This is a genomic window from Mesorhizobium sp. M0159 (assembly GCF_040322295.1).
GTDB lineage: Bacteria > Pseudomonadota > Alphaproteobacteria > Rhizobiales > Rhizobiaceae > Mesorhizobium.
In genome coordinates this window covers 1-24,986 of record NZ_JAMYTF010000020.1, presented here as the reverse complement: position 1 = coordinate 24,986, position 24,986 = coordinate 1, and the positions used below count along the sequence as shown (strand labels likewise).

Annotated in this window: 27 protein-coding genes; 15 read left to right on the top strand and 12 right to left on the bottom strand. The window is 63.1% G+C overall.

What is annotated here, in order from left to right; all coding sequences use genetic code 11:
• Positions 1–200 precede the first annotated feature (200 nt).
• Positions 201–1,529 (bottom strand): tRNA uridine-5-carboxymethylaminomethyl(34) synthesis GTPase MnmE, encoded by a 1,329-nt coding sequence (mnmE, locus tag NKJ32_RS19510; RefSeq protein WP_352755882.1) that lies wholly within the window; start codon positions 1,527–1,529, stop codon positions 201–203.
• Positions 1,530–1,587: 58 nt separating this feature from the next.
• On the opposite strand from mnmE, the gene NKJ32_RS19505 reads away from it, so the two are divergent.
• On the top strand, positions 1,588–3,606 hold the full coding sequence (locus NKJ32_RS19505; RefSeq protein ID WP_352828548.1) for a thioredoxin domain-containing protein: 2,019 nt from the start codon (positions 1,588–1,590) through the stop codon (positions 3,604–3,606).
• Between the two features lie 185 nt (positions 3,607–3,791).
• On the opposite strand, the gene rho is transcribed toward NKJ32_RS19505, so the two are convergent.
• The 3 genes from rho to hemE all read right to left on the bottom strand — a co-directional run bounded on the left by rho (position 3,792) and on the right by hemE (position 6,800).
• The gene (gene rho / locus NKJ32_RS19500) at positions 3,792–5,057 is read right to left on the bottom strand and encodes a transcription termination factor Rho (protein WP_023675925.1); all 1,266 of its coding nucleotides are present in this window, start codon (positions 5,055–5,057) and stop codon (positions 3,792–3,794) included.
• A gap of 166 nt (positions 5,058–5,223) precedes the next feature.
• Positions 5,224–5,769: a protoporphyrinogen oxidase HemJ gene (gene hemJ / locus NKJ32_RS19495; RefSeq protein WP_031211566.1), complete on the bottom strand. Its 546-nt coding sequence runs from the start codon at positions 5,767–5,769 to the stop codon at positions 5,224–5,226.
• A gap of 2 nt (positions 5,770–5,771) precedes the next feature.
• Positions 5,772–6,800 carry a uroporphyrinogen decarboxylase gene (gene hemE / locus NKJ32_RS19490; protein ID WP_352828545.1) on the bottom strand — a complete coding sequence of 343 codons (1,029 nt, stop codon included), beginning with the start codon at positions 6,798–6,800 and terminating at the stop codon, positions 5,772–5,774.
• A 401-nt stretch (positions 6,801–7,201) separates the two neighbouring features.
• On the opposite strand from hemE, the gene NKJ32_RS19485 reads away from it, so the two are divergent.
• The 5 genes from NKJ32_RS19485 to dnaQ all read left to right on the top strand — a co-directional run bounded on the left by NKJ32_RS19485 (position 7,202) and on the right by dnaQ (position 11,056).
• Positions 7,202–8,020 carry a pyruvate, water dikinase regulatory protein gene (locus NKJ32_RS19485; protein ID WP_352724853.1) on the top strand — a complete coding sequence of 273 codons (819 nt, stop codon included), beginning with the start codon at positions 7,202–7,204 and terminating at the stop codon, positions 8,018–8,020.
• Between the two features lie 196 nt (positions 8,021–8,216).
• Entirely contained in the window at positions 8,217–8,816 is a 600-nt protein-coding gene (locus tag NKJ32_RS19480; RefSeq protein WP_352458815.1) for a Maf-like protein, read from the top strand.
• Positions 8,809–9,651 carry a shikimate dehydrogenase gene (locus NKJ32_RS19475; protein ID WP_023675920.1) on the top strand — a complete coding sequence of 281 codons (843 nt, stop codon included), beginning with the start codon at positions 8,809–8,811 and terminating at the stop codon, positions 9,649–9,651. Before NKJ32_RS19480 ends, NKJ32_RS19475 begins: the two co-directional genes overlap by 8 nt.
• Entirely contained in the window at positions 9,648–10,250 is a 603-nt protein-coding gene (gene coaE / locus NKJ32_RS19470; protein WP_023675919.1) for a dephospho-CoA kinase, read from the top strand. Before NKJ32_RS19475 ends, coaE begins: the two co-directional genes overlap by 4 nt.
• 86 nt (positions 10,251–10,336) lie before the next feature.
• A complete protein-coding gene (gene dnaQ / locus NKJ32_RS19465) occupies positions 10,337–11,056 on the top strand; it encodes a DNA polymerase III subunit epsilon (protein WP_023675918.1) in 720 nt (239 codons plus the stop codon).
• Between the two features lie 259 nt (positions 11,057–11,315).
• Here the strand turns inward: dnaQ and secB are convergent, their stop codons facing one another.
• Entirely contained in the window at positions 11,316–11,816 is a 501-nt protein-coding gene (secB, locus tag NKJ32_RS19460) for a protein-export chaperone SecB (RefSeq protein WP_023675917.1), read from the bottom strand.
• Between the two features lie 113 nt (positions 11,817–11,929).
• On the bottom strand, positions 11,930–12,421 hold the full coding sequence (locus NKJ32_RS19455) for an FxsA family protein (RefSeq protein ID WP_023675916.1): 492 nt from the start codon (positions 12,419–12,421) through the stop codon (positions 11,930–11,932).
• A gap of 199 nt (positions 12,422–12,620) precedes the next feature.
• On the opposite strand from NKJ32_RS19455, the gene NKJ32_RS19450 reads away from it, so the two are divergent.
• Genes NKJ32_RS19450 through NKJ32_RS19435 form a run of 4 tightly spaced genes read left to right on the top strand, consistent with a single transcriptional unit; the run spans position 12,621 to position 15,413 of the window.
• Complete coding sequence (locus NKJ32_RS19450; protein WP_352453662.1) at positions 12,621–13,328, top strand: Tim44/TimA family putative adaptor protein; 708 nt, start codon at positions 12,621–12,623, stop codon at positions 13,326–13,328.
• Between the two features lie 23 nt (positions 13,329–13,351).
• A complete protein-coding gene (mltA, locus tag NKJ32_RS19445) occupies positions 13,352–14,458 on the top strand; it encodes a murein transglycosylase A (protein WP_352570110.1) in 1,107 nt (368 codons plus the stop codon).
• Positions 14,455–14,991 carry a Smr/MutS family protein gene (locus NKJ32_RS19440; RefSeq protein WP_352570111.1) on the top strand — a complete coding sequence of 179 codons (537 nt, stop codon included), beginning with the start codon at positions 14,455–14,457 and terminating at the stop codon, positions 14,989–14,991. Before mltA ends, NKJ32_RS19440 begins: the two co-directional genes overlap by 4 nt.
• 53 nt (positions 14,992–15,044) lie before the next feature.
• Positions 15,045–15,413, top strand: coding sequence for a helix-turn-helix domain-containing protein (locus tag NKJ32_RS19435; RefSeq protein WP_352570112.1), 369 nt, complete (start codon positions 15,045–15,047; stop codon positions 15,411–15,413).
• Positions 15,414–15,422: 9 nt separating this feature from the next.
• Here NKJ32_RS19435 and NKJ32_RS19430 read toward each other — a convergent pair whose 3' ends face one another.
• The 3 genes from NKJ32_RS19430 to NKJ32_RS19420 form a co-directional block, all read right to left on the bottom strand.
• Complete coding sequence (locus NKJ32_RS19430) at positions 15,423–16,040, bottom strand: transglutaminase-like cysteine peptidase (protein ID WP_352570114.1); 618 nt, start codon at positions 16,038–16,040, stop codon at positions 15,423–15,425.
• 215 nt (positions 16,041–16,255) lie between these two features.
• Positions 16,256–17,533 (bottom strand): polyhydroxyalkanoate depolymerase, encoded by a 1,278-nt coding sequence (locus NKJ32_RS19425; protein WP_352570116.1) that lies wholly within the window; start codon positions 17,531–17,533, stop codon positions 16,256–16,258.
• A 255-nt stretch (positions 17,534–17,788) separates the two neighbouring features.
• On the bottom strand, positions 17,789–18,148 hold the full coding sequence (locus tag NKJ32_RS19420; RefSeq protein ID WP_352570118.1) for a septal ring lytic transglycosylase RlpA family protein: 360 nt from the start codon (positions 18,146–18,148) through the stop codon (positions 17,789–17,791).
• Positions 18,149–18,453: 305 nt separating this feature from the next.
• Here NKJ32_RS19420 and NKJ32_RS19415 point away from each other — a divergent pair, with 305 nt between their 5' ends.
• Positions 18,454–18,747: a hypothetical protein gene (locus NKJ32_RS19415; RefSeq protein WP_352697404.1), complete on the top strand. Its 294-nt coding sequence runs from the start codon at positions 18,454–18,456 to the stop codon at positions 18,745–18,747.
• 154 nt (positions 18,748–18,901) lie between these two features.
• Here the strand turns inward: NKJ32_RS19415 and NKJ32_RS19410 are convergent, their stop codons facing one another.
• From NKJ32_RS19410 to tauA, 3 genes are all read right to left on the bottom strand, one after another.
• Positions 18,902–19,768: an ABC transporter permease subunit gene (locus tag NKJ32_RS19410; protein ID WP_352697403.1), complete on the bottom strand. Its 867-nt coding sequence runs from the start codon at positions 19,766–19,768 to the stop codon at positions 18,902–18,904.
• Entirely contained in the window at positions 19,765–20,538 is a 774-nt protein-coding gene (locus NKJ32_RS19405; protein ID WP_352828538.1) for a taurine ABC transporter ATP-binding protein, read from the bottom strand. The genes NKJ32_RS19410 and NKJ32_RS19405 overlap by 4 nt, the downstream gene beginning before the upstream one ends.
• 108 nt (positions 20,539–20,646) lie before the next feature.
• A complete protein-coding gene (tauA, locus tag NKJ32_RS19400; RefSeq protein WP_352747305.1) occupies positions 20,647–21,660 on the bottom strand; it encodes a taurine ABC transporter substrate-binding protein in 1,014 nt (337 codons plus the stop codon).
• 96 nt (positions 21,661–21,756) lie between these two features.
• On the opposite strand from tauA, the gene NKJ32_RS19395 reads away from it, so the two are divergent.
• The 4 genes from NKJ32_RS19395 to NKJ32_RS19380 all read left to right on the top strand — a co-directional run bounded on the left by NKJ32_RS19395 (position 21,757) and on the right by NKJ32_RS19380 (position 24,876).
• Positions 21,757–22,191, top strand: coding sequence for a hypothetical protein (locus tag NKJ32_RS19395; protein ID WP_352828535.1), 435 nt, complete (start codon positions 21,757–21,759; stop codon positions 22,189–22,191).
• Between the two features lie 147 nt (positions 22,192–22,338).
• On the top strand, positions 22,339–22,791 hold the full coding sequence (locus NKJ32_RS19390; RefSeq protein WP_023675902.1) for an RrF2 family transcriptional regulator: 453 nt from the start codon (positions 22,339–22,341) through the stop codon (positions 22,789–22,791).
• A gap of 49 nt (positions 22,792–22,840) precedes the next feature.
• The gene (locus NKJ32_RS19385) at positions 22,841–24,259 is read left to right on the top strand and encodes an FAD/NAD(P)-binding protein (protein WP_352828532.1); all 1,419 of its coding nucleotides are present in this window, start codon (positions 22,841–22,843) and stop codon (positions 24,257–24,259) included.
• Between the two features lie 263 nt (positions 24,260–24,522).
• Positions 24,523–24,876 carry a winged helix-turn-helix transcriptional regulator gene (locus NKJ32_RS19380; protein ID WP_352453658.1) on the top strand — a complete coding sequence of 118 codons (354 nt, stop codon included), beginning with the start codon at positions 24,523–24,525 and terminating at the stop codon, positions 24,874–24,876.
• Positions 24,877–24,986 lie beyond the last annotated feature (110 nt).

The following is a 24,986-nucleotide window of genomic DNA, read 5'->3' as shown; positions in this document are numbered from 1 at the left end:
GTATATTCCGATTCAAATCTGCCGACACATGTGCCCGTGAGCCTGCACTGTCAAGGACACCAACTAGTCGTTTCACGTGAAACAATTCCGTCTGCGTTCATCGCTACGTGTTTCACGTGAATCATCACCGGCTTCCCGCCACTATGCGAGCACGCTAGCGACACGCCCGCATCTCGGCACTTGGCAATGTTTCACGTGAGTCATTTGCCGATACAGAACTGCGAAAAGATAACGTCGAGCATATCCTCTACATCGACCGACCCGACAATTCGTCCGAGCCGGTCCGCCGCCAGGCGCAGCTCCTCGGCCCGCAGCTCCTGTCCGCGATCACCACTGGCCACTGCTGCGAGCAGGAAGCGTTTCGTCTCGTTGAGCAGCTCGACGTGCCGCAGCCGCGACGGCAGGATATCGCCGGCCTTGCCGATCTGGACTGCGGCACGACGCCCGATCTCGTCCAGCAGTTCGGCCAGACCCGTGCCGTCCCGCGTCGAGATAGCGAAATCATAGTGCACCGCAGGCGAGGGCGATTTGCCCCCCAGCAGGTCAATTTTTGTTCCAACCCTCAGCGCCTGAATGTCGCCCGCCGGCACACCGATCGCGATTGGCTCCGCCAGATCCTCCAGCAGCAACAGCAGATCGGCACTGTGCGCCTTGCTCCTGGCCTTCTCGATGCCGATCGCCTCTATCTTGCCGGGCGCCTCGCGCAGACCGGCGGTGTCGGTTACCCTGACCCGCACCCCTTGCAGGTCCAGTACCACCTCGAGCAGGTCGCGGGTCGTGCCCGGCTCGTCGGTGACGATGGCCGCTTCGCGCCGCGTCAGCGCGTTGAACAGGCTGGACTTGCCGGCATTCGGCGCGCCAAGGATGACGACTTCGAACCCGTCGCGGATGATTTCGGCGGCACGAAAGCCGGCGACATGGCGCTCGATTTCGTCGATCATGGCCCGGACATCGGACCAGACCGTATCGGCGACCGAGCCCGGCACGTCATCCTCGTCGGCAAAGTCGATCTCGGCCTCGATCATCGCGCGGGCGTGGATCAGCCGTCGGCGCCAGTCTAGATAGAGCTCGCTCTGCACACCTTGGGCGTTGTGAACGGCAAAGCGCCGCTGCGCCTCGGTTTCGGCGTTGATGAGATCGGCCAGCGCCTCGGTTTCGACCAGATCGAGCTTGCCGTTGAGAAAGGCGCGGCGGGTGAATTCGCCAGGCTCGGCATGCCTGACACCGTCGAAGGAGGCGATCGTTTCCAGCATCCTCGCCACAACGGCGCGCCCGCCATGCACATGGAACTCTGCAACGTCCTCGCCGGTAAAACTGTCGGGACCGGCAAAGAAGACGGCAAGGCCGCTGTCCAGCACCGATCCGTCGGGCGCCCGGAACTTGCGATAGGTGGCAACGCGGTTTGGCACCTTCGATCCCGCAATCGTTTCGACAGCGAATCGACTATGCGGCCCGGAAATCCGGATCACCGCAATGCCGGCCGGCAGGCGCCCGCTCGACAGCGCCACGATGGAGTCTTTTGAAATCATTTGCCCGCTCTGCCGAAGCGCCCTAGCTATGCCTGTTCAATCCGCATCGAGTAGTGCCGTGACATTGCCTGCACAAAACCTGCTTGCCGAAGAGGCCAGCCCCTATCTGCAGCAGCACAGCGGCAATCCCGTGCACTGGCGGCCATGGTCGCCCGCCGCTCTGGCCGAAGCAAAGGTGCTGCAGCGTCCGATCCTGCTCTCTGTCGGCTACGCCGCATGCCATTGGTGCCATGTCATGGCGCATGAGAGCTTCGAGAACGACGACGTCGCCGCCGTCATGAACCGTCTCTTCGTCAATATCAAGGTCGACCGCGAGGAGCGCCCCGACATCGACCAGATCTACATGGCGGCGCTGTCCTCGATGGGCGAGCAGGGCGGCTGGCCGCTGACCATGTTCCTGACGCCGGAGGGCAAGCCGTTCTGGGGCGGCACTTACTTTCCGCGCGAAGCCCGCTACGGCCGGCCGGGTTTCGTCCAGGTGCTGGAGGCGGTTGACAAGGCTTGGCGGGAGAAGAAAGAAAGCGTTAACCAGAGTGCCGACGGCCTGACCACGCATGTCGAGACGCGGCTGGCGGGCAGCCATGGCAAGGCCGTGCTCGACCGCGGCATGCTGGCGAACCTCGCCAATGGCATTGACGGCATGATCGACCGCGATTTGGGCGGCCTGCGCGGCGCGCCGAAATTCCCCAACGCGCCGTTCATGCAGAGCCTCTGGCTGTCCTGGCTGCGCGACGGCACCGCATCCCACCGCGACGCTGTTCTCCTCAGCCTCGAAAAGATGCTGGCCGGCGGCATCTATGACCATATTGGCGGCGGACTCAGCCGCTACTCGACCGACGCCGAATGGCTGGTCCCGCATTTCGAAAAAATGCTCTACGACAATGCCCAGCTCATCCGCTTGTGCAATTGGGCCTATGCGTCAACCGGCAAGGAATTGTTCCGGCTGCGAATCGAAGAGACGATTGCCTGGCTGTTGCGCGAAATGCGAGTCGAGGGCGATGCCTTTGCCGCCAGCCTTGATGCCGATAGCGAGGGCGAGGAGGGGTTGTTCTACACCTGGAGCAGGGATGAGCTCGAAGCAGCCCTTGGCGACGATTCAGCATTGTTTTTCAAATACTTCACGCTTGCCGGTCCGCATGGTTGGGAAGGCAAGCCGATCATTTGCCAGACTGATGCTCAACTGGCGCAGAGCGTCGTCGATCGTGACCTTCTGGTTCCGCTCAAGCAAAGGCTGCTGGCAGCGAGGGAACAGCGCGTGCGGCCCGGGCGTGACGGCAAGGCGCTGACCGACTGGAACGGCTTCATGATCGCAGCCCTTGCCGAGGCCGGACGGTCGCTTGGCCGATCCGACTGGATCGAAGCGCCGGCAGCGGCCTTTGCCGCAATTGCGGCTGCCGGACGTGACGGCCGCCTGCCGCATTCGATGCTCGGCGCAAAGAAGCTGTTTCCGGCTCTGTCGAGCGACTATGCCGCCATGGCCAACGCCGCCATCTCACTGTTCGAGGCGACCGGCAATCCCGACTATATCGATCGCGCCGAGAACTTCATTGAGCAACTCGATCTTTGGCACCGGGACAGCGACAAGACCGGCTATTATCTGACCGCGTCCGACAGCGCGGATGTGCCGATCCGCATCCGCGGCGATGTCGACGAAGCCAATCCTTCCGCTACCGGCCAGATCATCGAAGCCCTGGTCCGATTGTCGTCGCTTTCGGGCGATCTCGATCTCTGGGAAACAGCCTGGACAGTCGCAGAGCACGCGGGCGGGCGGGCGGAGCACCAGGGCTATGGCCAGGCGGGTATAGTCAATGCCTGTGCCTTGGCGCTTGAACCGCTGAAGCTGGTGATCGTGGATAGACCGGAGAATCCAAGGCTTGTTCCGGTTGCGAATCGAAATCCAGACCCGCGCCGGGTGGACATCGTCGTGCCTGTTGGCTCGGCGACAAATCTGCCGGCCTTGCCAGGCGGCGTCCTGCCGCCAACGGCCGAGCCCGGCGCCTGGCTCTGCACGGGGCAGGTCTGCCTGCCGGTGGTGACTAGTGCCGAGGAGCTTGAGCGGCTGTTGCACCGGCAATGAGTCCAACGCGGCTCCCCCTTCTCCCCTTGTGGGAGAAGGTGGCCGAGCGAAGCTCGGTCGGATGAGGGGTGTTCCAGCTTGGCGCCGACGGAGTTCCGTCCGGCACCCCTCAACCGGCTTGGCGCTGCGCGCCAATCCACCTTCTCCCACAAGGGGAGAAGGGAAGGACGGCGCCGGCCAACCCCTTACGTATTCATCGAATCGAAGAAATCCGCGTTGGTCTTGGTCTGCTTGAGCTTGTCGATAAGGAACTCGATGGCGTCGGTCGTTCCCATCGGCGCCAGGATGCGGCGCAGCACGAAGATCTTCTGCAGGTCCTGGCGTGGGACCAGCAGGTCCTCCTTGCGGGTGCCGGATTTGAGGATGTCCATGGCCGGGTAGATGCGCTTGTCCGCCACCTTGCGGTCGAGCACGATTTCCGAATTGCCGGTGCCCTTGAACTCTTCGAAGATGACCTCGTCCATGCGGCTGCCGGTATCGATCAGCGCCGTGGCGATGATGGTCAGCGAGCCGCCTTCCTCGATATTGCGGGCAGCACCGAAGAAGCGCTTCGGCCGTTGCAGCGCATTGGCGTCGACACCGCCGGTCAGCACCTTGCCGGACGACGGCACGACGGTGTTGTAGGCGCGGCCGAGGCGGGTGATCGAGTCCAGCAGGATGACCACGTCACGGCCGTGCTCGACCAGGCGCTTGGCCTTTTCGATGACCATTTCGGCGACCTGGACGTGGCGCACCGCCGGCTCGTCGAAGGTCGAGGACACCACCTCGCCCTTCACCGAGCGCTGCATGTCGGTGACTTCCTCCGGCCGCTCGTCGATCAGAAGCACGATCAAATAGCATTCCGGATGGTTGGTGGTGATCGAATGGGCGATGTTCTGCAGCAGCACCGTCTTGCCGGTGCGCGGCTGCGCCACGATCAACGCGCGCTGGCCCTTGCCGAGCGGCGCCACCAGGTCGATGACGCGCGCCGAAATATCCTTGGAGGTCGGAACCTCCATCTCCATCTTCAGCCGCGAGGTCGGATAAAGCGGCGTCAGATTGTCGAAATGGATCTTGTGGCGGATTTTTTCCGGGTCGTCGAAATTGATCGTGTTGACCTTGAGCAGCGCGAAATAGCGCTCGCCCTCTTTCGGGCTGCGGATCGGCCCTTCGACCGTATCGCCGGTCTTCAGCGAGAACCGCCGGATCTGCGACGGTGAAATATAGATGTCGTCGGGACCTGGCAAATAGTTGGCATTGGCGGAGCGCAGGAAGCCAAAGCCGTCCTGCAGCACTTCGACGACGCCGTCGCCGATGATCTCGATATCCTGGGTCGCCAGCCTCTTCAGGATCGCGAACATCAGCTCCTGCTTGCGCATGACGCTGGCATTCTCGACTTCGAGCGATTCCGCATAAGCGATCAGCTCTGGCGGCTTCTTGTTCTTGAACTCTGTGAGTTTCATTTCTTGCATCATTAGACGGACTCTGAGTAAGCTTTGGGAAAAATATCGGCGGGATGCGACAAATGCCGGGCGCGGCCGAAGCGATAAATGGGCGGCGCATGACGGGAAGGAAGACCCGTCTTTTATCGTCGGTCGGTTGAAAGAGCAAGCCGCCTTTTGCGGGCAACCGAAGACGTCAGAACGGTTTCACGATAACCAGGACGACGATGACGATCATCAGCAATGTAGGGATCTCATTGACGATCCGCCAGTGCCTTGCCGATTTTTCATTGCGGTCTTCGGCAAATTTCCGGACGGCGCCGGCGAGATAGCCATGCACGGCCGACAGGCCAACCACCGCGGCGATCTTGGCATGCAGCCAGCCGCCTTGAAAACCAAAGCCTTTCCAGGCAAGCCACAGGCCGAATGCCCAGGTGATCACCATTGCCGGATTGATGATGCCGCGCAGCAGGCGGCGCTCCATCACCTTGAAAGTCTCCGACTGGACGGAGCCTTTTTCGGCATCGGCATGATAGACCAGCAAGCGCGGCAAATAGAGCATGCCAGCCATCCAGGAGATGACGGCAATCACATGGATCGCCTTCGCCCAGGGATAGAAATCATCGGGCCCGAACAGCAACAGCAGGCCGGCCAGCACCAGGAAAATGGCGATCGCGATTGCCGCGCGGCGCATCGCGCCCTTACCGGTGTTGGTGCCGTTCGCATTGTCCGCGCCCATCATCGTCACGATGCGCTCCGCACCAGCTTGACCATCCGCTCGACATGAGCGAGCGGCGTCTCCGGCGTGATGCCGTGGCCGAGATTGAAGATCAGCGGCCCGTCGCCCAGCGCCTTCAAGATCGCCCCCACGCCGTCGTCAAGCGCCTTGCCGCCGGCTACAAGCCGCAGCGGATCGAGATTGCCCTGCACGGCGCCGTCACGCTGCAATTCCTTCGCCGTCGACAATGGCACGGTCCAGTCGAGGCCCAGCCCGGTCACGCCGGTCTTCTGGCGATAGCTTCGATAGTGATCTCCCGCGCCCTTGGGAAAGCCGATGATCGGAACATTGGGATGGGCAGCCTTCACTTGCCGGACGATCGAGGCCACCGGCTCGACGCAGAACAACTCGAAAGACGCTTCGTCGAGTACGCCTGACCACGAATCGAAGATCTGCACCACGTCGGCGCCGGCCTCGATCTGGCGGATCAGATAAGCACCCGAATGATCGGCCAGCACCTTCAGCAGCCTAAGAAAGGCCGCCGGCTCGCGATAGGCGAACAGCCTGGCCGGCGCCTGGTCGGGCGTACCGTAGCCGGCAATCATGTAGGTCGCCACCGTCCAGGGCGCACCGCAGAAGCCGATCAGCGTCGTTTCATCAGGCAGTCTGGCGCGCAACCGCCGCACCGTCTCGTAGACCGGCTCGAGATTCACGTGAAACGTTTCGCCGTCGAGAGCCGCAATTTCCGCAGCCGTGATCGGCGTCAGCAGCGGGCCGCGTCCTTCCTCGAAGCGCACGTCGCGGCCGAGCGCATGCGGCACGACAAGAATATCGGAAAACAGGATCGATGCATCGAAGCCGAAGCGTTCGATCGGCTGCAGCGTCACTTCGACGGCGAGATCCGGGTCGTAGCAAAGATCGAGGAAGGATCCGGCCCGTCTCCTCGTCTCCCGGTATTCCGGCAGATAGCGGCCGGCCTGGCGCATCATCCAGAGCGGCGGCGGAAACGCCGCTTTGCCTCTCAACACGTCCAGCACGATCCGGTCTTGAGGCATTGAGCGCTCGCCTTTCCAGGCTTCCCTATAATTAAATATTCTATTTTTAGGAATCTTATGATTCTAAGAGTCTGTTGGTTGTGGTGGTTGTCTCCTGTCCCGCTTTGCCCTCGAAAAGACCAGCCAGCATATTGTCGCGCGCTTCTCCAGCGGGATTGCAGGACTTTGTGGAAAACCGCGAATTTACGACTGGAGTCAATGCGTTGCCGCCACGCCAGGGAAATTGCCCCTGTGGATGAAGCGAAGGCAAAAAGCTCCGTCCCCGGACTTGTCCCCAACCGCCCGGAGAAGCCGACAGCACATCGAATTGTGGACAAACCGGCATCTGATACAGTCGCTTTGCGGTGGCCGAGTTTTCCGCCCGGCTTATCCACATCGGCCCACAGCCTGGAATGTATCCTGTGAACAAACCGCAGAGCTTCTTTCACCTTCATCTGATTTCCGACGCCACCGGCGAAACGCTGCTGGCCGCCGGCCGCGCGGCTTCCGCGCAATACAAGGACGCGCGCGCCATCGAACATATCTACCCGCTCATCCGCACCGAAAAGCAGGTGACGAAGGTGTTCGAGGACATCGAGGAGGAGCCGGGCATCATCCTCTACACGGTGGTCGACCAGAAGCTTGCCCGCGGTATCGACGAACGCTGCGCGGCCATGGGCCTGCCTTGCGTCTCGGTGCTGGAGCCGGTGCTGACGGTGTTCCAGTCCTATCTCGGCACGCCGGCCGGCCGCCGCGTCGGCGCCCAGCATGTGCTGGACGCTGAATATTTTCGCCGCATCGACGCGCTCAATTTCACCATGGAACATGATGACGGCCAGCTGCCAGCCAATATGGACGATGCCGACATCGTGCTTGTCGGCATTTCCCGCACCTCGAAGACGCCGACCAGCATCTATCTCGCCAATCGCGGCATCAAGACCGCCAACATTCCGATTGTGCTCGGCGTGCCGGTGCCCGAAACCCTGGTCAATGCCAGGAGGCCGCTGATCGTCGGCCTGATCGCCACCGCCGAACGCATATCGCAAGTCCGGCAGAACCGCATTCTCGGCACCAGCGCCTATGAGCCGACCGACTATGTCGACCGTGCCGCGATCGCGGAAGAACTCACCTATGCCCGCCAGATATGCACGCGGCATGGCTGGCCGATGATCGACGTCAGCCGCCGTTCGATCGAGGAGACGGCGGCGGCCATCGTTGCCCTGCGCGGCAAGACGCGCTAGGGTTTGGGCGCTTGTGCTGTGGGTGGTCCTTACCTTCTCCCCTTGTGGGAGAAGGTGGCCGAGCGAAGCTCGGTCGGATGAGGGGTGTTCCAGCTTGGCTATGACGGCACTCCGTCCAACACCCCTCATCCGGCTCGGCGCTGCGCGCCGATCCACCTTCTCCCACAAGGGGAGAAGGAAAGATCAGGCGAAAAAAATGGCTGAAAAAATCATCCTTGCCTCGGGCAGCCCGTTCCGCAAGGCGCTGCTCGTCAATGCCGGCGTCACTGTCGAAGCGGTTCCGGCTTCTGTCGATGAGCGCGCGCTCGAGGCGCCGCTGCAGAATAGTGGCGTGTCGCCGGAGGACGTCGCCCTGGTGCTCGCCGAAGCCAAGGCCACCGACGTCAGCGAGCGCAAGCCCGGCGCCCTAGTGCTCGGCTGCGACCAAACGCTGTCGCTCGGCGACGAGCTGTTCCATAAGCCGGCCGACATGGAAGGAGCGCGCCGTCATCTGCTGGCGCTGTCGGGCAAGACGCATCATCTCAACAGCGCCGTCGTGCTCGGCCGTGACGGCCAGGTTCTGTGGCGGCATGTCGGCATCGCCAGCCTGACCATGCGCAAGCTCGATCCGGCCTTCATCGGCCGCCATCTTGCGCGCGTCGGCGCCAAGGCGTTGTCCAGCGTCGGCGCTTACCAGATCGAAGGCGAAGGCATCCAGCTGTTCGAAAAAATCGAAGGCGACTATTTTACTATTGTCGGCCTGCCACTTTTGCCGGTGCTGGCCAAGCTGCGTGAGTTCGGGGCGATCGATGGCTGAGGCCACGAAAAAGGCGTTTGTCACGGGCCACCCGATCGCGCATTCCAGGTCTCCGAAGATCCACGGCTACTGGCTGGCGAAATACGGCATCGGCGGCGTCTACGAGGCCATCGACGTTGCACCAGAGGCTTTTGCCGAATTCCTGCAGACGCTGCAGGCACAAGGCTATCGCGGCGGCAACGTCACCATCCCGCACAAGGAAGCCGCCTTCGCTTTGGCCAAGCGGCGTGACGCCGACGCCGAACAGATCGGTGCGGTCAACACGCTGTGGTTCGAGGATGGCGAATTGTGCGGCGGCAACACCGACGCCCATGGCTTTGCCGCCAATCTGGACGAATATGCACCGGGCTGGGCGGCCAACGGCCGCGCCGTGGTGCTCGGCGCCGGTGGCGCCGCTCGCGCGGTTATTCATGCGCTGAAGCAGCGCGGCATCAGCGACATCCGCATCGTCAATCGGACGCTTGCGAGGGCGCAGGAGCTGCGCGACCGCTTCGGTGCCGGCGTCTCCGCCCATGGCATGGCGGCGACCGGCGAATTGCTCGAAGATGCCGGCCTGCTGGTCAACACGTCAGCGCTCGGCATGCATGGCAATGAAGGCCTGTCCGCCGATCCCCGCAGACTGCCGGACGGCGCCATCGTCACCGACATCGTCTACGTGCCGCTGGAGACGCCGCTGCTTGCCGCGGCCAAAGCGCGCGGCCTGAGAACCGTCGATGGGCTCGGCATGCTGCTGCACCAGGCGGTGCCCGGCTTCGAGCGCTGGTTCGGCATCAGGCCAGAAGTCACCGCCGAACTGCGGCAAATGATCATCGCCGATATCGGCGCGATAAAATGATCGTGCTCGGCCTCACCGGATCGATCGGCATGGGCAAATCGACCACGGCCAAGATGTTTGCCGAAGCCGGCGTGCCGGTCCATGATTCCGACGAGGCTGTGCATCGCCTTTATGCCGGCAAGGCCGCGCCCTTGGTCGAGGCGGCCTTTCCCGGCACCACCAGATCCGGTGCGGTCGACCGCGCGGCACTGGCGGAGCGGGTGCTCGGCGACGCCCCCGCGCTGAAACGGCTGGAAGCGATCATCCACCCGCTGGTCCGTGCCGATGCCGATGCGTTCCTGGCTGAACATCGTGCCGCCGGCGCGCCGCTTGCCGTGCTCGATATACCGCTGCTGTTCGAGACCGGCGGCCGCGATCGCGTCGACAAGGTCGTGGTCGTCACCGCGCCGCCTGAAGTCCAGCGCGCCCGCGTGCTGGCGCGGCCGGGCATGAATGAGGAGAAACTGGCGTCGATCCTGGCCAGGCAGGTTCCCGACGCCGAAAAGCGCCGGCGCGCCGACTTCGTCATCGACACCGGTCAGGGTTTTGACGCCGCTCGCGCGGCCGTCAAGGCCATCATCGCCGAACTAGTCGTGGATAAGGCAGCCAGGCCTGGTTAAGAGGCTTGCAGACTCACATTACTTGTTGCCATTTTGTTCCTGGTGTGATTCGGCTAGAATGATGCCGGAACCAGTGGACTGATTCGATGCGTGAGATCATCTTCGATACGGAAACCACCGGCCTCGACGCGCGCGAGGACCGCGTCATCGAGCTTGGCGGCGTCGAGTTGGTCAACCGCTTCCCGACCGGCCGAACCTTCCACAAATATATCAACCCGCAAGGCCGCCAGATCCATCACGAGGCGCAGGCCGTGCACGGCATCAGCGCCGCCGATCTTCAGGGCAAGCCGACTTTCATGGAGATCGCCGAGGAGTTTCTGGCCTTCATCGACGGCGCCAAGCTGGTCGCGCACAATGCCGGCTTCGACATCGGCTTCCTCAATCTCGAATTCGGCCGGCTTGGTCATCCGGCCATCGATCCGGGACGGATCGTCGACACGCTGGCGCTGGCGCGCCGCAAGCATCCGATGGGCCCCAATTCGCTCGACGCGCTCTGCCGCCGCTACGGCATCGACAACGGCCGCCGCACCAAGCACGGCGCGCTGCTCGATTCGGAATTGCTGGCCGAGGTCTATATCGAGCTCATCGGCGGCAAGCAGGCAAGCCTCATCCTCGACAGCATCCTGACTCCGGCGGGCGGCAGGCAGAATGTCGACGACATCGATATTTCGATCGGCGTGCGGCCGATCGCCTTGCCCGCGCGCCTGACCGACGCCGAGCGCACAGCACACGCAGGCATGGTTGGCACATTGGGCGAAAAGGCGCTGTGGCTGCGGGTCGTCCCGGAAGCGAGTTCCGCGGCATAGTGATTTTGACCGGAGTGATCCTTCGCGCCCCCCTCTGTCCTGCCGGACATCTCCCCCTCAAGGGGGGGAGATTGGCAGACCCAGCGCCTCGCTCATTCCTGCGGCGATGAAGGATTGGCGAAGGCTGACGTGAAGTCCGATCTCCCCACTTGAGGGGGAGATGGCCGGCAGGCCAGAGGGGGGTACTTGTCCCGCCGGCGTCTCAAACAAAAAACCCGGCGCAAGGCCGGGTTTTCCACACTCAAGCGAGACAACCCCTTTAGCTCACCTTGACCTTGGCGGCAGCCTGGTCCTCGGCCAACTTCTGCTGGAACATCTGCGCGAAATCGATCGGGTCTAGCATCAGCGGCGGGAAGCCGCCATTGCGTGTTGCCTCGGCGATGATCTGCCGGGCGAACGGGAACAGCAGCCGCGGGCATTCGATGAACAGGATCGGCAGCATGTGCTCCTGCGGGAAGCCGCTGATGGAGAAGACGCCGCCATAGACCAGTTCGACATTGAACAGCACTTCCTGGTCGAACGACGCTTTGGCGTTCAGCGTCAAATTGACGTCGAACTGCTTGTCGGAAAGCGGATTGGCGTTGACGTTGACATTGATGGCGATGCCGGGAGCCTTGTCGCGGCCGCGCAACGAGTTCGGTGCGCCGGGGCTTTCGAAGGACAGGTCCTTCACATATTGTGCAAGCACGTTGAGCGAAGGCTGCGCCGCATTTCCATTACCGTTGGCTGCGCCGGTCGGCGCGTCGTCGTTGCTGGCCATAAGCTGTGGTCCTTTTGCCTGGGCAGCGTTGCTGACCGGATTGAAATTCGGGCGTTCGCTATCATGGCCGGCCCGACAAGACAAGTTTGCAAAAGACGCCGGTTGCCTTGCAGCTACTCGTCCTTGAGGCGGCGCCAGGGAGAACCCGGTCCGCGCGTATGGTCGTCGGCCCGCGAATAGTCGCCGTCGTCGAGATCGATGGTCTTGCCGCGTTGCCTTGCCCGCAAACCACTGCTGAAATCGGTTGCCAGCACGATGCGGCCTTTCAGCATCCGCCAGGCAAGATCGCGCACCGGCGGCAGGAACAGCAGAAGGCCGAAAATATCCGAGATGAAGCCGGGGATGATCAAAAGGATCGCTGCCAGCACGATCATGGCGCCATGCGCAAGCTGGCCGCTCGGATCACGCCCGGCATCCATTTCGGCACGGACCCTGGCCATCACGCCAAAACCCTGGTGCCGCAGCAGCAGGGCGCCGGCGACACTCGAGGCCAGCACCAAGCCGACTGTCGCCAGCGCGCCGACCTGGCGGCCGACAATAACGAAACCGGCTATCTCCAGCAGCGGAAGCGCGAGAATGAACAGGGGAAGCAGCGAGATACGCAAATCTTGACCGATCGTTTTCGATGTTTTGCCGGCCGGCGAGCAATCGCCGCTGGCACCAGAGCTGTTAGATAGGTATGGCTGCCTTTGATTTGAATGATTGCGCCATGCGTTCTATATGCTTTGGATACTGAACGCTATGTGATCGCGGCCCTTGCTTGGCCGCTGGTCCGGCCAAAGCAGGGATTGATTGGCGCAAGATATGGGCTTCTTCGACTTCGGCACGATTTTCTTTCTGATTGCGGCGGTGGTGATCTTCTTCCAGCTGCGCAACGTGCTTGGCCGACGCACGGGCAACGAGCGCCCACCCTTCGATCCATATACGGCAGCGCGCAAAAACGACAAGGATGCCGCCCAGAAACCCGAGAACGTGGTTTCGCTGCCGCGCAAGCGGCTGGCGGGAGAGCCGGCGGCCGATGCCTATGTGGCGATCGATGCCTTTGCCAAGCCGGACACCGATCTCAACCGGGGCCTGCGGGCGATCAAGGACAATGATCCGACCTTCGATCCGAAGACCTTCGTCGACGGCGCCAAGATGGCCTACGAGATGATCGTCATGGCCTACGCCGATGGCGACCGCAAAACGCTGAAGAACCTTTTGTCGCGCGAGGTCTATGACGGCTTCGTCGCGGCCATCGGCGACCGTGAGGCGAAAGCCGAAAAGATCCAGTCCTCCTTCGTCGGCATCGACAAGGCCGACATCGTTTCGGCCGAGATGAAGGGCAGCGAGGCGCACATCACGCTGCGCATTGTCAGCGAGCTGATTTCGGCGACCCGCGACAAGGCCGGCGCCGTCATCGACGGCGATCCCGAAACCGTCGCCGAGGTCAAGGATGTCTGGACCTTCGCTCGTGACGCGCGCTCGCGCGATCCGAACTGGAAGCTCGTCGCCACCGAAGAAGAAGACTGAACTGGACGGCGGCGGAGGCTGTCGTGTCGCTTTCTCGAGCCTTCAGCGAAAAATCCTTTGGCGAATTGCCGGGCTGGGGCGAGGACGACCATCTCCCTGCCTTTGACGCCTTTCGCCGCTCGGCCTTTCATATCCTGACGAAACCCTACCGCTCCGGCGCGCTCGGCGTCGATTACAATGGCTTTGCCGACGCCTATGCCGAAGCGCGCACCGTTTCGCCGGCGAATCGGTTGCAGGCCCGAAGCTTTTTCGAGCGCCACTTCGTGCCGGCCCGTATCGATGCCGAAGGTGGTGGTCCCGGCCTGGTCACCGGCTTTTACGAGCCGGAGGTCGAAGCCTCGCCGGTACGCACGCAACGGTTTTCGGTGCCGTTGCTGTCGCGCCCGGCCGATCTTGTCGACGTCGACGACGGCAATCGTCCTTCCGGCATGGATCCTTATCTCGCCTTCGCACGTGCGGCGCCGAACGGCCCGGTCGAATATTTCGACCGCGGCGAGATCGAGTGCGGCGTGCTTGCCGGAAAAAGGCTGGAAATTGCCTGGCTCGCCGACAAGGTCGACGCCTTCTTCATTCACGTGCAGGGCGCGGCGCGGCTCAAGATGACCGACGGCAGGCTTCGCCGCATCACCTATGCCGCCAAATCCGGCCAGCGCTTTACCGGACCGGGCCAGATCCTGAGCGAGGAAGGCGAGATCCCGCTGGAGAAAGTGACGATGCAGTCGATCCGTGCCTGGTTCAAGGCGCATCCGGAACGCGTCGACGAGATCCTTTGGCGCAACCGCTCCTACATCTTCTTCCGCGAGATGGGCGTCGACGACCCAGAGCTCGGCCCGATCGCTGCCGCCAAGGTGGCGCTGACACCCGGCCGCTCGATCGCCGTCGACCGGCTGCTGCACACGTTCGGCACGCCCTTCCATATCGATGCGCCGTCGCTGACCGCTTTCGACGGAAAACCGTTCCGGCGGCTGATGATCGCGCAGGACACCGGCTCGGCGATCACCGGGCCGGCCCGCGGCGATCTGTTTGCCGGGTCGGGCGATGCGGCCGGCGAGATCGCCGGCGTTATCCGCAACGCCGCCGATTTTTATGCGCTGATCCCCCGGTCGCTTGTTTCAGGAGCAGGCCGATGACCCGGCGCATCGACAGGCTGAGCGAGGACGACCGGGTGCTGTGGAACCTGGTGGCGCGCACGGCAAAGCCGCTGAAGGGCAAAACCGCCGTCGAAATTCCAGACGTCGGGCCGGAGATCGACGAGACCAGGCAGGCGCCGCCGCCGGCACAGGTCGCGGGCAATGCTGCCACGGCCGCAAAGCCGAAGGCGCAGCATGTCTCCCACGCACTCGACGAACCGACGCTGGACAAGCTGTCGAAGGGCCGGCTGCCGATCGAGGGCCGCGTCGACCTGCATGGCCTGACCCAGGCTGAAGCCTATTCCCTGCTGTTTTCCTTCCTGTGCCGGGCGCATGCCGGCGGCATCCGCTACGTCCTTGTGATCACCGGCAAGGGTTCCTCGTCGGGCGGCGATGGCGTCTTGCGGCGCGCCGTGCCGTCATGGCTGTCGACACCCGCCTTCCGGCCCCTCGTCTCCAGCCACGACCATGCCGCCCGCAAACATGGCGGCTCGGGTGCGCTCTATATCCGCTTGCGGCGGGCGCGCTCATGAGGACACGCCCATGAGGGACGCATCTATGAGGATGCACCCATGAAGGTGCGCTTGTGACCCCATTCGGCGAAAAGCTTCGCGTGCTGAGAAACGAGCGCGGCGTCAGCCAGAAGGACATGGCCAAGGCGATCGGCGTCAGCGCGGCCTATCTCTCGGCGCTCGAACACGGCCGCCGCGGTGCGCCGAGCTGGACGCTGATCCAGAAGATCATCGGCTATTTCAACATCATCTGGGACGAGGCCGAGGAACTGGCGCGGTTGGCCGAAACCTCGCATCCGCGCGTCAAGCTCGACACGTCGGGTCTTAGCCCGGCGGCGACCGAGCTTGCCAATCTCCTGGCCGACAACATCGAAAAGCTCGACGAAGCCGAGCTTCGCCGCATCATTGCGTCGATCCGCGCCGCGCTGGCACAGCCGAAATGAGTTGCCTTGTTACTGGACCGAGCCGACCAGCACCTGCTGGCCGCCGCGGATCGAGACCCAGCGGCCGGTATTGTCAATCGCCTGCCGCTTGAGGAAACGATAGCCGGTCTGGTCCCAGGAGCGGACCTGGTCGGTCAGATTGTCGAGGATGTAGTCGCCCTTGTCGGTGCGCACCGTCAGCACGGCGTGGCCTTCGCCATCCGGCTTGCGCACGACGGTCATAAGCAGATCGGAAAACGAGACGCCCAGCCGGTTCAGCTCACGGCGCTTTTCCAGGACATAGTCCTCGCAATCGCCGACGCCCTTGTCGGGATAGGCCCAGACCTCGTCCTTGCCGTAGATGTCGAAGTCGCTCTCCGGCTTGACGGCGGCGTTAACCCTTGCCGTGACGCTGAGCAGCTTGCGCCACAGCGAGCCTGTCAGGCTGGCGGGCGACAGATCCTTCGGGCGGATCGAGCATTCGGACGCGTAGCTCTTGCAGAAATCATAATGGCCGATCGGCTGCGAGGTCGGGCCACCTGTTATCATCGGGCTGGCTGCCGAGGCCGAACCGGCCCAACCTGCCGCCACAGTAAGTCCGGCCAGCGCGCACAGGCGCAGCGTTCTCGCCATTGGTGAGGAAATCATTGTCCCCGCTTGTCCCTTGTTGTTAACGAAACGTTAAGGGGTATTTACAGTCCGTGTCAATTATGAGGATGGATTGATTTTGCGGCATGGTTACCCGCGTGGCGCCAACGCGACTATTGTGCAACAGCTCGGATGGACTACACCGATTCCAACCGGTAATTTTAGCGTTGGCCGACCTGACGCGAGGTCGCGGGCGCGGCATCATCGCTGGTCGCCTATTTCTTGCCGGTCCGGACCAGTTTCGGCTTCACCGCAACGCGGTTCTGACGGCCATAGCTGGTAATGAAATCAACGATGCGCGGCACGATTTCGGAGCGGAAGCGCGAGCCGTTGAACACACCATAATGGCCGACCGCCGGCTGCATGTAATGGGCGTGCCTGTCAGCCGGGATGTTGATGCACAGGTCGTGCGCAGCCTTGGTCTGGCCAAGGCCGGAGATGTCGTCGTTCTCGCCCTCGACCGTGAACAGGGCGACATTGCGGATCGCCGAAGGGTCGACCGCCACGCCGCGATGCGTCATTTTGCCCTTGGGCAAGGCCTGGCGGACAAACACGGTGTCGACGGTCTGCAGGTAGAATTCCGCCGTCAGATCCATCACCGCCAGATATTCGTCGTAGAACTCGCGGTGCTTCTCGGCATTGTCGCCGTCATGCTTCACCAGATGCATGAAGAAGTCCTTGTGGGCGATGATGTGGCGGTCGAGGTTCATGCTCATGAACCCCGAAAGCTGCAGGAAGCCAGGATAGACCTCGCGGCCGAAGCCCGGCACCGGCCAGGGCGCGCGCATGATGACGTTGTCGCGGAACCAGTCGATGCCCTTTTCCTGCGCCAGCAGATTGACCGCCGTCGGATTGCGGCGCGTGTCGATCGGCCCGCCCATCAGCGTCATCGTCGAGGGCACGAACGGATCACCCTTGGCTTCCATCAGTGCCGCCGCCGCCAGCACCGGCACTGAAGGCTGGCACACCGCCATCACATGGGTGTCGGGGCCCAGCGCATGCAGCATGTCGACGATGTAGTCGATATAGTCGTCAAGATCGAAGCTGCCGTCGGCCAGCGGCACCATGCGGGCGTCGACCCAGTCGGTGATATGCACGTCGGCATAGGGCAGCATCGCCTCCACCGTGCCGCGCAGCAGCGTCGCGTAGTGGCCCGACATCGGCGCGACGATCAACAGCTTCGGATCCGGCCGGCGCCCGGCCGGAACCGCGCGCTCGAAACGAACCAGGTTGCAGAACGGCCGCGACCAGACGGTGCGTTCGCTGACCTCGACGTTTTTCCAGTCGACCACGGTCTTGGTCAGGCCGAATTGCGGCTTGCCGTAGCGGCGCGTCGTGCGCTCGAACAGTTCGGCCGTTGCCGCAACCGAGCGGCCCCAGGACGTGTGTGAAACCGGATTGAGCGGATTGGAGTAGAACAGGCGCATCGCATCGGCATAGAGGCGGGCCGGCTGCAAGGCGGCGTGGTTCAGTTCGTAGAGCTGGTAGAACATCGAGAACCCCGCTGCCGACTGCGATCGAAGGGCCGACGAGCAGCGCCGAGCCTTGAATGCCTTGCGGGGAAGTTAGCAACAATCTGCTGCGATGCAATACGTCAACTTGCGTGATTTATGCTCGTTCTTTCGTCCAAGGCGTTGAGAATCCGCCTGGAACGGCAACAGCCGGCTCAATGTGCACCTGCGAAGGCCTGGCAAGCAGCACGGCTATTGGGGATGAGCGTCGGAGGCGGTGTCCGGCCGTGGCGGCCGTTAGACCCGTGCCATGCAGACAGCGGTGTGACCCGAGCTGATGAAGCCAAGCTGGCTGGCGGCGCCCTTCGACAGATCGAGCATCCGGCCCCTGATAAACGGGCCGCGGTCGTTGATACGCACGACGACGCTGCGGCCATTGTTGCGGTTGGTCACCTTCAGCTTGGTGCCGAACGGCAGGCTGCGATGCGCTGCGGTCAGCGCCGACGGGTTCATGCGTTCGCCGGAAGCGGTTCTGGAATGCAGTGAGTACCAGGAGGCACGGCCGCACTGCGCGGCGGCGCTGGCACTGGATGCGCCGACCATCAGGCCAGCCGCGGTCATGGCCGCGACAAGCGCGGTCCGGTTGCTTTTGTTCATGTGTTGGGGACTGGCTCCGTTGACAGACCCGCAGCGGTTAGGGGCGAATGAGGCAGCAAATGCGGCAATGATCTGTCGGTTCCATGACAATGTTACACGTTTGGAGTCGGTGCGAAACAATTTGTCAGAGAGTTTCCGCAGCACGACACAGCTTCTTTGATGATCGTTGCACCGATCTCCGCATGTCTTGCGCAGGATCAGAGGTTAGCATCCAAGTAGAAGTTGGCGTGACCGAACCGCTTCTTTTAGCTGTTCCATTCCGGCCGGAACGCGGCTGACGATCGACTTGGAAAGGAGTTTCAGCAATGAGATTGATCAAAAATCTGCTGGCCTTGATTGTGCTCGCCACCGGCGTGCTGTGGTCATTGCAAGGCATCGGCCTTATCGGTGGCAGCTTCATGACCGGCCAGTCGCAATGGCTCTATGTCGGCATCGTCACCGCGCTGGTTGGCCGGGCTGGCCTGGGCGAACCGCTCGCGTGGTTGAGCAGGCGTCGATCCTCAGGCATTGGCCGGAGCAGCACACAGCGGACCGTGGCAGCCCGGTCACCGCGACCAGTACTGCCAGCCCCAGTAGAAACTTTCGTCGCGCGGCGGTAAGCGGTTGCGCTCCGCGTCCAGATGCACCGGCGTCGGCGTTTTGCGTTCGTCGTCAGGCGGCTGTTTGTCTCCGGCCTTGATCAGGCGGAGCCAATGGCCGAAATGCGCAAACAATACAGCGGTGGAATGGGGCATCGTCACGTCTCCGGTCCGGTTACTCCCGCCCCGCCCACGGGACCAGCACCCGCTCGATCCTGCGGATGATGAATTCGAGCACGAAGGCAATGGCCGCGATCACCAGTATGCCCATCACCACCACGTCGGTGACGAGGAACTGGGCAGCGGACTGGATCATGAATCCGAGCCCGCGCGTCGCGGCCACCAGCTCGGCGGCAACCAGCGTCGACCAGCCGGCGCCAAGCGCGATGCGCAGGCCGGTCAGGATCGAGGGCAGCGCGCTGGGCAGGATGACGTGCCTGATCACTTGGCGCCGCGTGGCGCCAAGTGAGCGCGCTGCATTGATGCGGTCCTTCGATACGCCGCGAACACCCGATGCCGTCGACAGCGCAACTGGCGCCAGCATGGCAATGGCAATCACCAGGATCTTGGACGGCTCGCCAATGCCGAACCAGATAATGATCAGCGGCAGATAGGCGAGCGGCGGGATCGGCCGCAGGAATTCGAGCAGCGGATCGAAGATGCCGCGCCCGATCGTGCTGATGCCGATAGCCAGCCCGATGGGAACGCCGACGAAAACGGCCGCGATCAGCGCTGCAAACACCCGCCACAGGCTGGCGGCGATATGCTGGAGCAGCGTCGCGTCGACAAAGCCGTCACGGGCGACGACGACAAATTTGTTCCAGACTGCGACAGGCGACGGCAGGAAAACCGGCGACACCAATTGCAGGCGGGCCGATGCCGTCCACGCCGCCAGCATCATCAGAATGGTGATCGCGCTAACCACGCGGGCCGAAACGCGGCTGCGTCTCGGCCGCGGCCGCGACCATGGCACCGACAACCCGTCGGCTCCGTCGTCGACCTTGGAGCGCTGCGGCCGCTCGGTATAGGAGGTAACGGTCATGCTGCCTCCCCTTCGAAGATCGCGTCGGTCAGCTCGCCGCGCGCCGCGGCGAAGGCGGGATCGGCCTTGATGCTGCGAATGGCCTCGCCGGCTGCATAGCGCCGGCTGAAGCCGGTCTCGAAGCTCTGCACCACCCGGCCAGGGCCGGGAGCGAGCACAATGATACGGGTGGCGAGAACCAGCGCTTCCTCGATGCCGTGCGTGACCATCAGCACGCCGACCTGGCTTGCCGTCCACAGATCGAGCAGCGTTGTCTGCATGCGTTCGCGTGTCAGCGCATCGAGCGCGCCCAGCGGCTCGTCGAGCAGCAGGAATTGCGGCTCGGCCGCCAGCGCCCGGGCCAGGCCGACCCGCTGGCGCATGCCGCCGGAAAGCTCCCAGATGCGCTTGTCGCCGGCGCCGTCGAGCTTCACCAGCGCCAGAAGCTTGTCGGCGCGCCGCGCCCGTTCAGCCGCCCTGACACCGCGCAGCCTGAGCGCAAAGGCGACATTTTCCCGCGCGGTCAGCCACGGAAACAGCGCGTCGTTCTGGAACACGACGGCGCGCTCAGAGCTTGGCGCCGTGATCGGCCTGCCGCCAATCGTGGCGCGTCCGCGCACAGGCTGGACCAGGCCCGCAGCGACATTGAGCAACGACGTCTTGCCGCAGCCGGAGCGGCCGACCAGGACGACGAAGTCATCCTTGGCGATCTCAATCGACACATTTTCGACCGCCGGCGCCGGCTGACCGTCATAGTGGACCGAGACCTTGTCGAGCACGAGATGCGTCATGGGAACCTCGCCGATATTCCGAATCTGTCTGCCCCGAAGCCGCTCCTCGCAAGCGGTTCGGGGCAGGGAGCACGCGGCGTCAGGGAAGGAGAACCGCGCGCGTTGGCGTCAGTTCGAGGCAAGCGCTTCGCTGACATATTTCGACGACACGTATTCCGAATAATCCGGCAGCACGGCGTCGATCTTGCCCTGCTCCTTGAGGAAGGCCGATGTCGCCTCGACCGCCTTGACCGTGCCGCCACCGAGGAACTTGTCCGAGGCTTGCTCCTCGAGCGTCGGGAAGACATAGCCCCTCAATAGTTGCGGCACGTCCTCCAGCTTGGCGCCGGTGATCGTGGCGATCTTCGCCGCTTGCGGCGACGTCACCGACCAGGCGTCCGGCTTGGCCAGGAACTCGGCATAGGCTGCGCCCGTTACTTTGACGAAGTCGCGCACCGCTTCCGGGTTCCTTTCGGCGAAGTCGGTGCGCACGATCCAGGCGTCGAAGGTCGGCGCGCCCCAGGCGGCGACCTGGGAGGAATCCAGCACGACCTTGCCCGTCGTCTTGATCTGGCCGAGTGCCGGATCCCATACATAGGCGGCGTCGATGTCGCCGCGCGCCCATGCCGCCGCGATCTCCGGTGGCCGCAGATTGAGAATATCGACCGACTTCGGGTCGACACCCTCATGCTTCAGCGCGGCAAGCAGGCTGTAATGCGTCGTCGAAACGAAGGGCACCGCCACCTTCTTGCCGGCAAGGTCGGCGGCCTTCTCGATGCCGGCGCCGTTGCGGGCGACAAGGGCCTCGGATTCGCCGATCAGCCCGACAACGAAGATTGTCTGGATTGGAAGCTCGCGGCTCGCCGCCGCCGCCAGCGGGCTCGAGCCGACATAACCGATGTCGACCGAACCGGAAGCGATCGCCGCGATCACGTCGGCGCCGGAATCGAATTTCCGCCAGTCGATTGTCGCCTTGGTCGCGCTCTCATAGGCGCCGTCGGCCTGCGGCACCTTCGAGGGTTCGACCACCGTCTGGTAGCCGATAGTGATCTTGAGGTCCCGCGCATCGGCCGGGCCGAGGAAGGCGGCGCCCGCCAGAGCCGCCGAGGACAAGAGAACGATACGTCGCGAAATGGTGGACATGAAAGGCTCCTGGAAACGAGAAAAACCCGGATTGCGTTTCATAGTCATCTAACTCTATCGTTCTTGTAGAGTTAAATCCTTCCAATCGGTGCGGTCTTGTTAGAAAAAGTCATCTGGCTATTGCAGTTCGCGCGCTTCTGGGTGACGGCTTGGGTGAGAACCATCGTCCTTGCCCCGGGAACCTCTTCCACGTCGTCCTTGCGCGCAACAAGGATTTTCCCGTTTTCGCCCCTGCATCGGCAAATCCATACTGTGGATAGGCAAGAAATTGGAATCAAGTTCCCTGTGTTCGCGGTTAAGTCTAGTATCCTTATCGACATTGAAGGATTGGAGAGGACGATGAGCGACGCCACCCTCCTTGTTGCCGCGCGCGGCATGCTTTGGCCTTCAAATTCAGGGGCAGAAGCTGCTGTCGGTATTCTCGCCGATCGGGACATTCCTGCCGCCGGCCAGTTTGCCGGTGTGTCATTCGCGGTGGCTCCTGTGCTCGCAAGAGCACAAGCCCCGGCCAAAATGGCCATTGCGGCGTGAAAACGAAGCAAAATCAACGTTTCTCGGCTTGTATATCATGTCACTAGAATTTATCTGTAGTGACAGCTTGGACGCGGCGGGGAGGCACGCCAGGCGTTTCGCAACCGGTGGCCTTGCGCCATCGCATGACAGAGAAACGTGCGGGTTATGCTCACGAAAAAAGGTAAATACGGCCTCAAGGCGCTCGTCCATCTGGCGCGCCTGCCGGTTGGACAGCTCGCCTTCGTCAACGACATCGCCACAGGAAACAATATTCCGAAGAAGTTCCTCGATGCCATCCTTGGCGAATTGCGCAATGCCGGTTTCGTTCAGAGCCGCAAGGGCAAGGAAGGCGGCTACCGGCTGGCACGCCCAGCGGACGAGATCAAGGTCGGCCACGTCGTGCGCGTACTCGACGGGCCGCTTGCCCCCATTCCTTGCGCCAGCCGCACCCAGTATCAGCGCTGCGAAGACTGCAACGAGGCGACATGCCAAGTCCGACACCTGATGCTGGAGGTCCGGCAGGCCATCGCCGAGGTGCTGGATCAGCGCAGCCTCGCGGAAATGCGCGACATCGCCGGCGACGAGGATTTTTCGGCGGCGTTGAAAATCCAGGCCTGAACCAATCTCTCCTGAGCCGGCGACGATCGCCAGGACAGCTGGTGTGCGCATGACCGGGCGCGCTACGCCAAGTTCGATCATCATTGTCGGCGGCGGCGCCAGCGGCGTCGTGCTTGCCGCGCATCTGCTGAAGTCGCCCAATCCCGATCTACGTGTCAGCCTGATCGAAAAACGCCCGCATTTTGGGCAAGGCATGGCCTATTCAACGCTGCTGTCGGCGCATGTGCTGAATGTCAGCGCGTCGGGCATGAGCGCCTATGCCGACGATCCCGGCAATTTCTCGCGCTGGCTGCTTGAACGCGGCCTGGCAACGCCGGAACAGGCGCCGGTCTATGCGCCGCGCAGCGTCTACGCCCGCTATCTCAAGGAGTTGCTCGACGAGCTCGAGGCGCGTGAGCAGCAGACGGGCCGGCTGCGCTTGATCCGCGAAGAGAGCCTGTCGATCTCGCCGACCGCGTCAGGCGTCGAAGTGGCGCTGGCCAACGGCACCAGCGTGGTTGCGCATCTTGCCGTGCTCGCCACCGGCCACGACGAAGAGCCGGGGGCGGGGCAGGGGCATGCGATCAGGATGGGATCCGAGGCGGACACTGCGCTCGACCCCGAAGCCCGAGTCCTGGTGCTGGGCACCGGCTTGAGCATGGTCGATGCCTTCCTGTCGCTCGAGCAGCGCGGCCACCGCGGCGCGATCGTCGCGGTGTCGCGGCGCGGCCTGCTGCCTTCGCCGCATCGCAAGGGCAATCCGATCAAGCTCGACGTTGCCGACATTCCGCTCGGCACCCAGCTTTCCTATTTCGTCGGCTGGTTCCGCGACCTGATCCGGGAAAACCAGAAGGCCGGCATCGACTGGCGCGACGTCGTCGACGGTCTGAGACCCTTCAACCAGAAGATCTGGCAGAACTGGCCGTCCTCGGCCAAGCGCCGCTTCGTCGAGCACACCAAGGCCTGGTGGGACATCCACCGCCACCGCATGGCGCCTGAAGTCTACGCCCGCGTTGCCGAGGCGGTGCAAGCGGACCGCATCCGCCTTGTCGCCGGGCGCGTCGTCGAGATCGCAGCCGGCGACGGCTTCAGCGTACAGGTCCAGTCGCGCCACACGCAGCACCTCGAAAGGTTCGACTTTGCTCGCATCTATGATTGCACAGGCATCGCCAGGGACATCTCGACCACCTCGAACAGCGTGGTGCGGTCGCTGGTCGAGCGTGGGCTGGCACGGCCGGATCCGCTGCGCCTCGGCCTCGACGTGACCGCGAACTGCGAGGTCATCGCCGGCGACGGCACGGTGTCGGCCAAGATCCTCGCCGTCGGGCCACTGACGCGCGGCACCTTCTTCGAAATCGACGCCATTCCCGATATTCGCCTGCAGTGTGCGCGGCTAAGCAAGCGCTTACTCGGACGAGGCCGCCTCTGTCTTGACGCAGTTCCGGACGCAGGACACCTGCCGCCGGGTGAAAAGATCTCGACCACATAGCCTCGTTCGGTGAAGGCGAACCAAGGGTGCGGGAGCTCGCTCCACCAGAAGCCGACCGTCCAGCCCGTGGTGGTCGAGACAGCCGGGTTGGCGATGACGCCACACGTTTCGGCTGTCTCGCATTGACCGGATCGGTGTCGCGGACGCTCATCTTCGTTCTCCTCCATGGATTTTGTAGACGGCCAGGCCGTGAGCCGCGACCCTGGCCAGATGACCGGGCAAATTCTGCTTCCGTCGTCACCGTGCCTTGCCTACCATGGCGCATGACCCAACGCGGAAGACTCTACGGCTGTCCGGTCGAGTTCGCGCTCGACGCGCTCGGCGGCAAATGGAAGACGGTGATCCTGGCGCGCATCAAGGAACAGCCGATGCGCTATTCCGACCTGCGCCGGCTGATCCCCTCGCTCTCGGACAAGATGCTGACGCAGCGCCTGGCCGAGCTTGTCGAGATCGGCTTCGTCACGCTCGAGACGTCGCCCGACGGCAAGGGGCGCTACGCCTTGACCGGTCGCGGCGGTGATCTCGCCGCTGCGCTCCAGGCACTCTATGACTGGGGCAGCGTGCATGGCCGCGCCGAGGGCGTGCGTTTTCGCACCGATGGCGCAGCCACCACCTAGAGCGGCGGACTTTCATGTGAGTCCGTACCCTGCGGCTGCGAAGTAATTTCTGCATTCTGTTGGAGAGAAGAGATTGCAGATATCGCCAATGGCCTGCCACAGGGCGTCGA

What these genes read in the sequence shown, in the direction of transcription:
- mnmE (WP_352755882.1), bottom strand. Translation starts at nt 1,529, where the DNA reads ATGATTTCAAAAGACTCCATCGTGGCGCTGTCGAGCGGGCGCCTGCCG.
- rho (WP_023675925.1), bottom strand. Translation starts at nt 5,057, where the DNA reads ATGCAAGAAATGAAACTCACAGAGTTCAAGAACAAGAAGCCGCCAGAG.
- hemJ (WP_031211566.1), bottom strand. Translation starts at nt 5,769, where the DNA reads ATGATGGGCGCGGACAATGCGAACGGCACCAACACCGGTAAGGGCGCG.
- hemE (WP_352828545.1), bottom strand. Translation starts at nt 6,800, where the DNA reads ATGCCTCAAGACCGGATCGTGCTGGACGTGTTGAGAGGCAAAGCGGCG.
- NKJ32_RS19480 (WP_352458815.1), top strand. Translation starts at nt 8,217, where the DNA reads ATGGCTGAAAAAATCATCCTTGCCTCGGGCAGCCCGTTCCGCAAGGCG.
- NKJ32_RS19475 (WP_023675920.1), top strand. Translation starts at nt 8,809, where the DNA reads ATGGCTGAGGCCACGAAAAAGGCGTTTGTCACGGGCCACCCGATCGCG.
- coaE (WP_023675919.1), top strand. Translation starts at nt 9,648, where the DNA reads ATGATCGTGCTCGGCCTCACCGGATCGATCGGCATGGGCAAATCGACC.
- dnaQ (WP_023675918.1), top strand. Translation starts at nt 10,337, where the DNA reads ATGCGTGAGATCATCTTCGATACGGAAACCACCGGCCTCGACGCGCGC.
- secB (WP_023675917.1), bottom strand. Translation starts at nt 11,816, where the DNA reads ATGGCCAGCAACGACGACGCGCCGACCGGCGCAGCCAACGGTAATGGA.
- NKJ32_RS19450 (WP_352453662.1), top strand. Translation starts at nt 12,621, where the DNA reads ATGGGCTTCTTCGACTTCGGCACGATTTTCTTTCTGATTGCGGCGGTG.
- NKJ32_RS19440 (WP_352570111.1), top strand. Translation starts at nt 14,455, where the DNA reads ATGACCCGGCGCATCGACAGGCTGAGCGAGGACGACCGGGTGCTGTGG.
- NKJ32_RS19430 (WP_352570114.1), bottom strand. Translation starts at nt 16,040, where the DNA reads ATGATTTCCTCACCAATGGCGAGAACGCTGCGCCTGTGCGCGCTGGCC.
- NKJ32_RS19425 (WP_352570116.1), bottom strand. Translation starts at nt 17,533, where the DNA reads ATGTTCTACCAGCTCTACGAACTGAACCACGCCGCCTTGCAGCCGGCC.
- NKJ32_RS19420 (WP_352570118.1), bottom strand. Translation starts at nt 18,148, where the DNA reads ATGAACAAAAGCAACCGGACCGCGCTTGTCGCGGCCATGACCGCGGCT.
- NKJ32_RS19415 (WP_352697404.1), top strand. Translation starts at nt 18,454, where the DNA reads ATGAGATTGATCAAAAATCTGCTGGCCTTGATTGTGCTCGCCACCGGC.
- NKJ32_RS19410 (WP_352697403.1), bottom strand. Translation starts at nt 19,768, where the DNA reads ATGACCGTTACCTCCTATACCGAGCGGCCGCAGCGCTCCAAGGTCGAC.
- NKJ32_RS19405 (WP_352828538.1), bottom strand. Translation starts at nt 20,538, where the DNA reads ATGACGCATCTCGTGCTCGACAAGGTCTCGGTCCACTATGACGGTCAG.
- tauA (WP_352747305.1), bottom strand. Translation starts at nt 21,660, where the DNA reads ATGTCCACCATTTCGCGACGTATCGTTCTCTTGTCCTCGGCGGCTCTG.
- NKJ32_RS19390 (WP_023675902.1), top strand. Translation starts at nt 22,339, where the DNA reads ATGCTCACGAAAAAAGGTAAATACGGCCTCAAGGCGCTCGTCCATCTG.
- NKJ32_RS19385 (WP_352828532.1), top strand. Translation starts at nt 22,841, where the DNA reads ATGACCGGGCGCGCTACGCCAAGTTCGATCATCATTGTCGGCGGCGGC.
- NKJ32_RS19380 (WP_352453658.1), top strand. Translation starts at nt 24,523, where the DNA reads ATGACCCAACGCGGAAGACTCTACGGCTGTCCGGTCGAGTTCGCGCTC.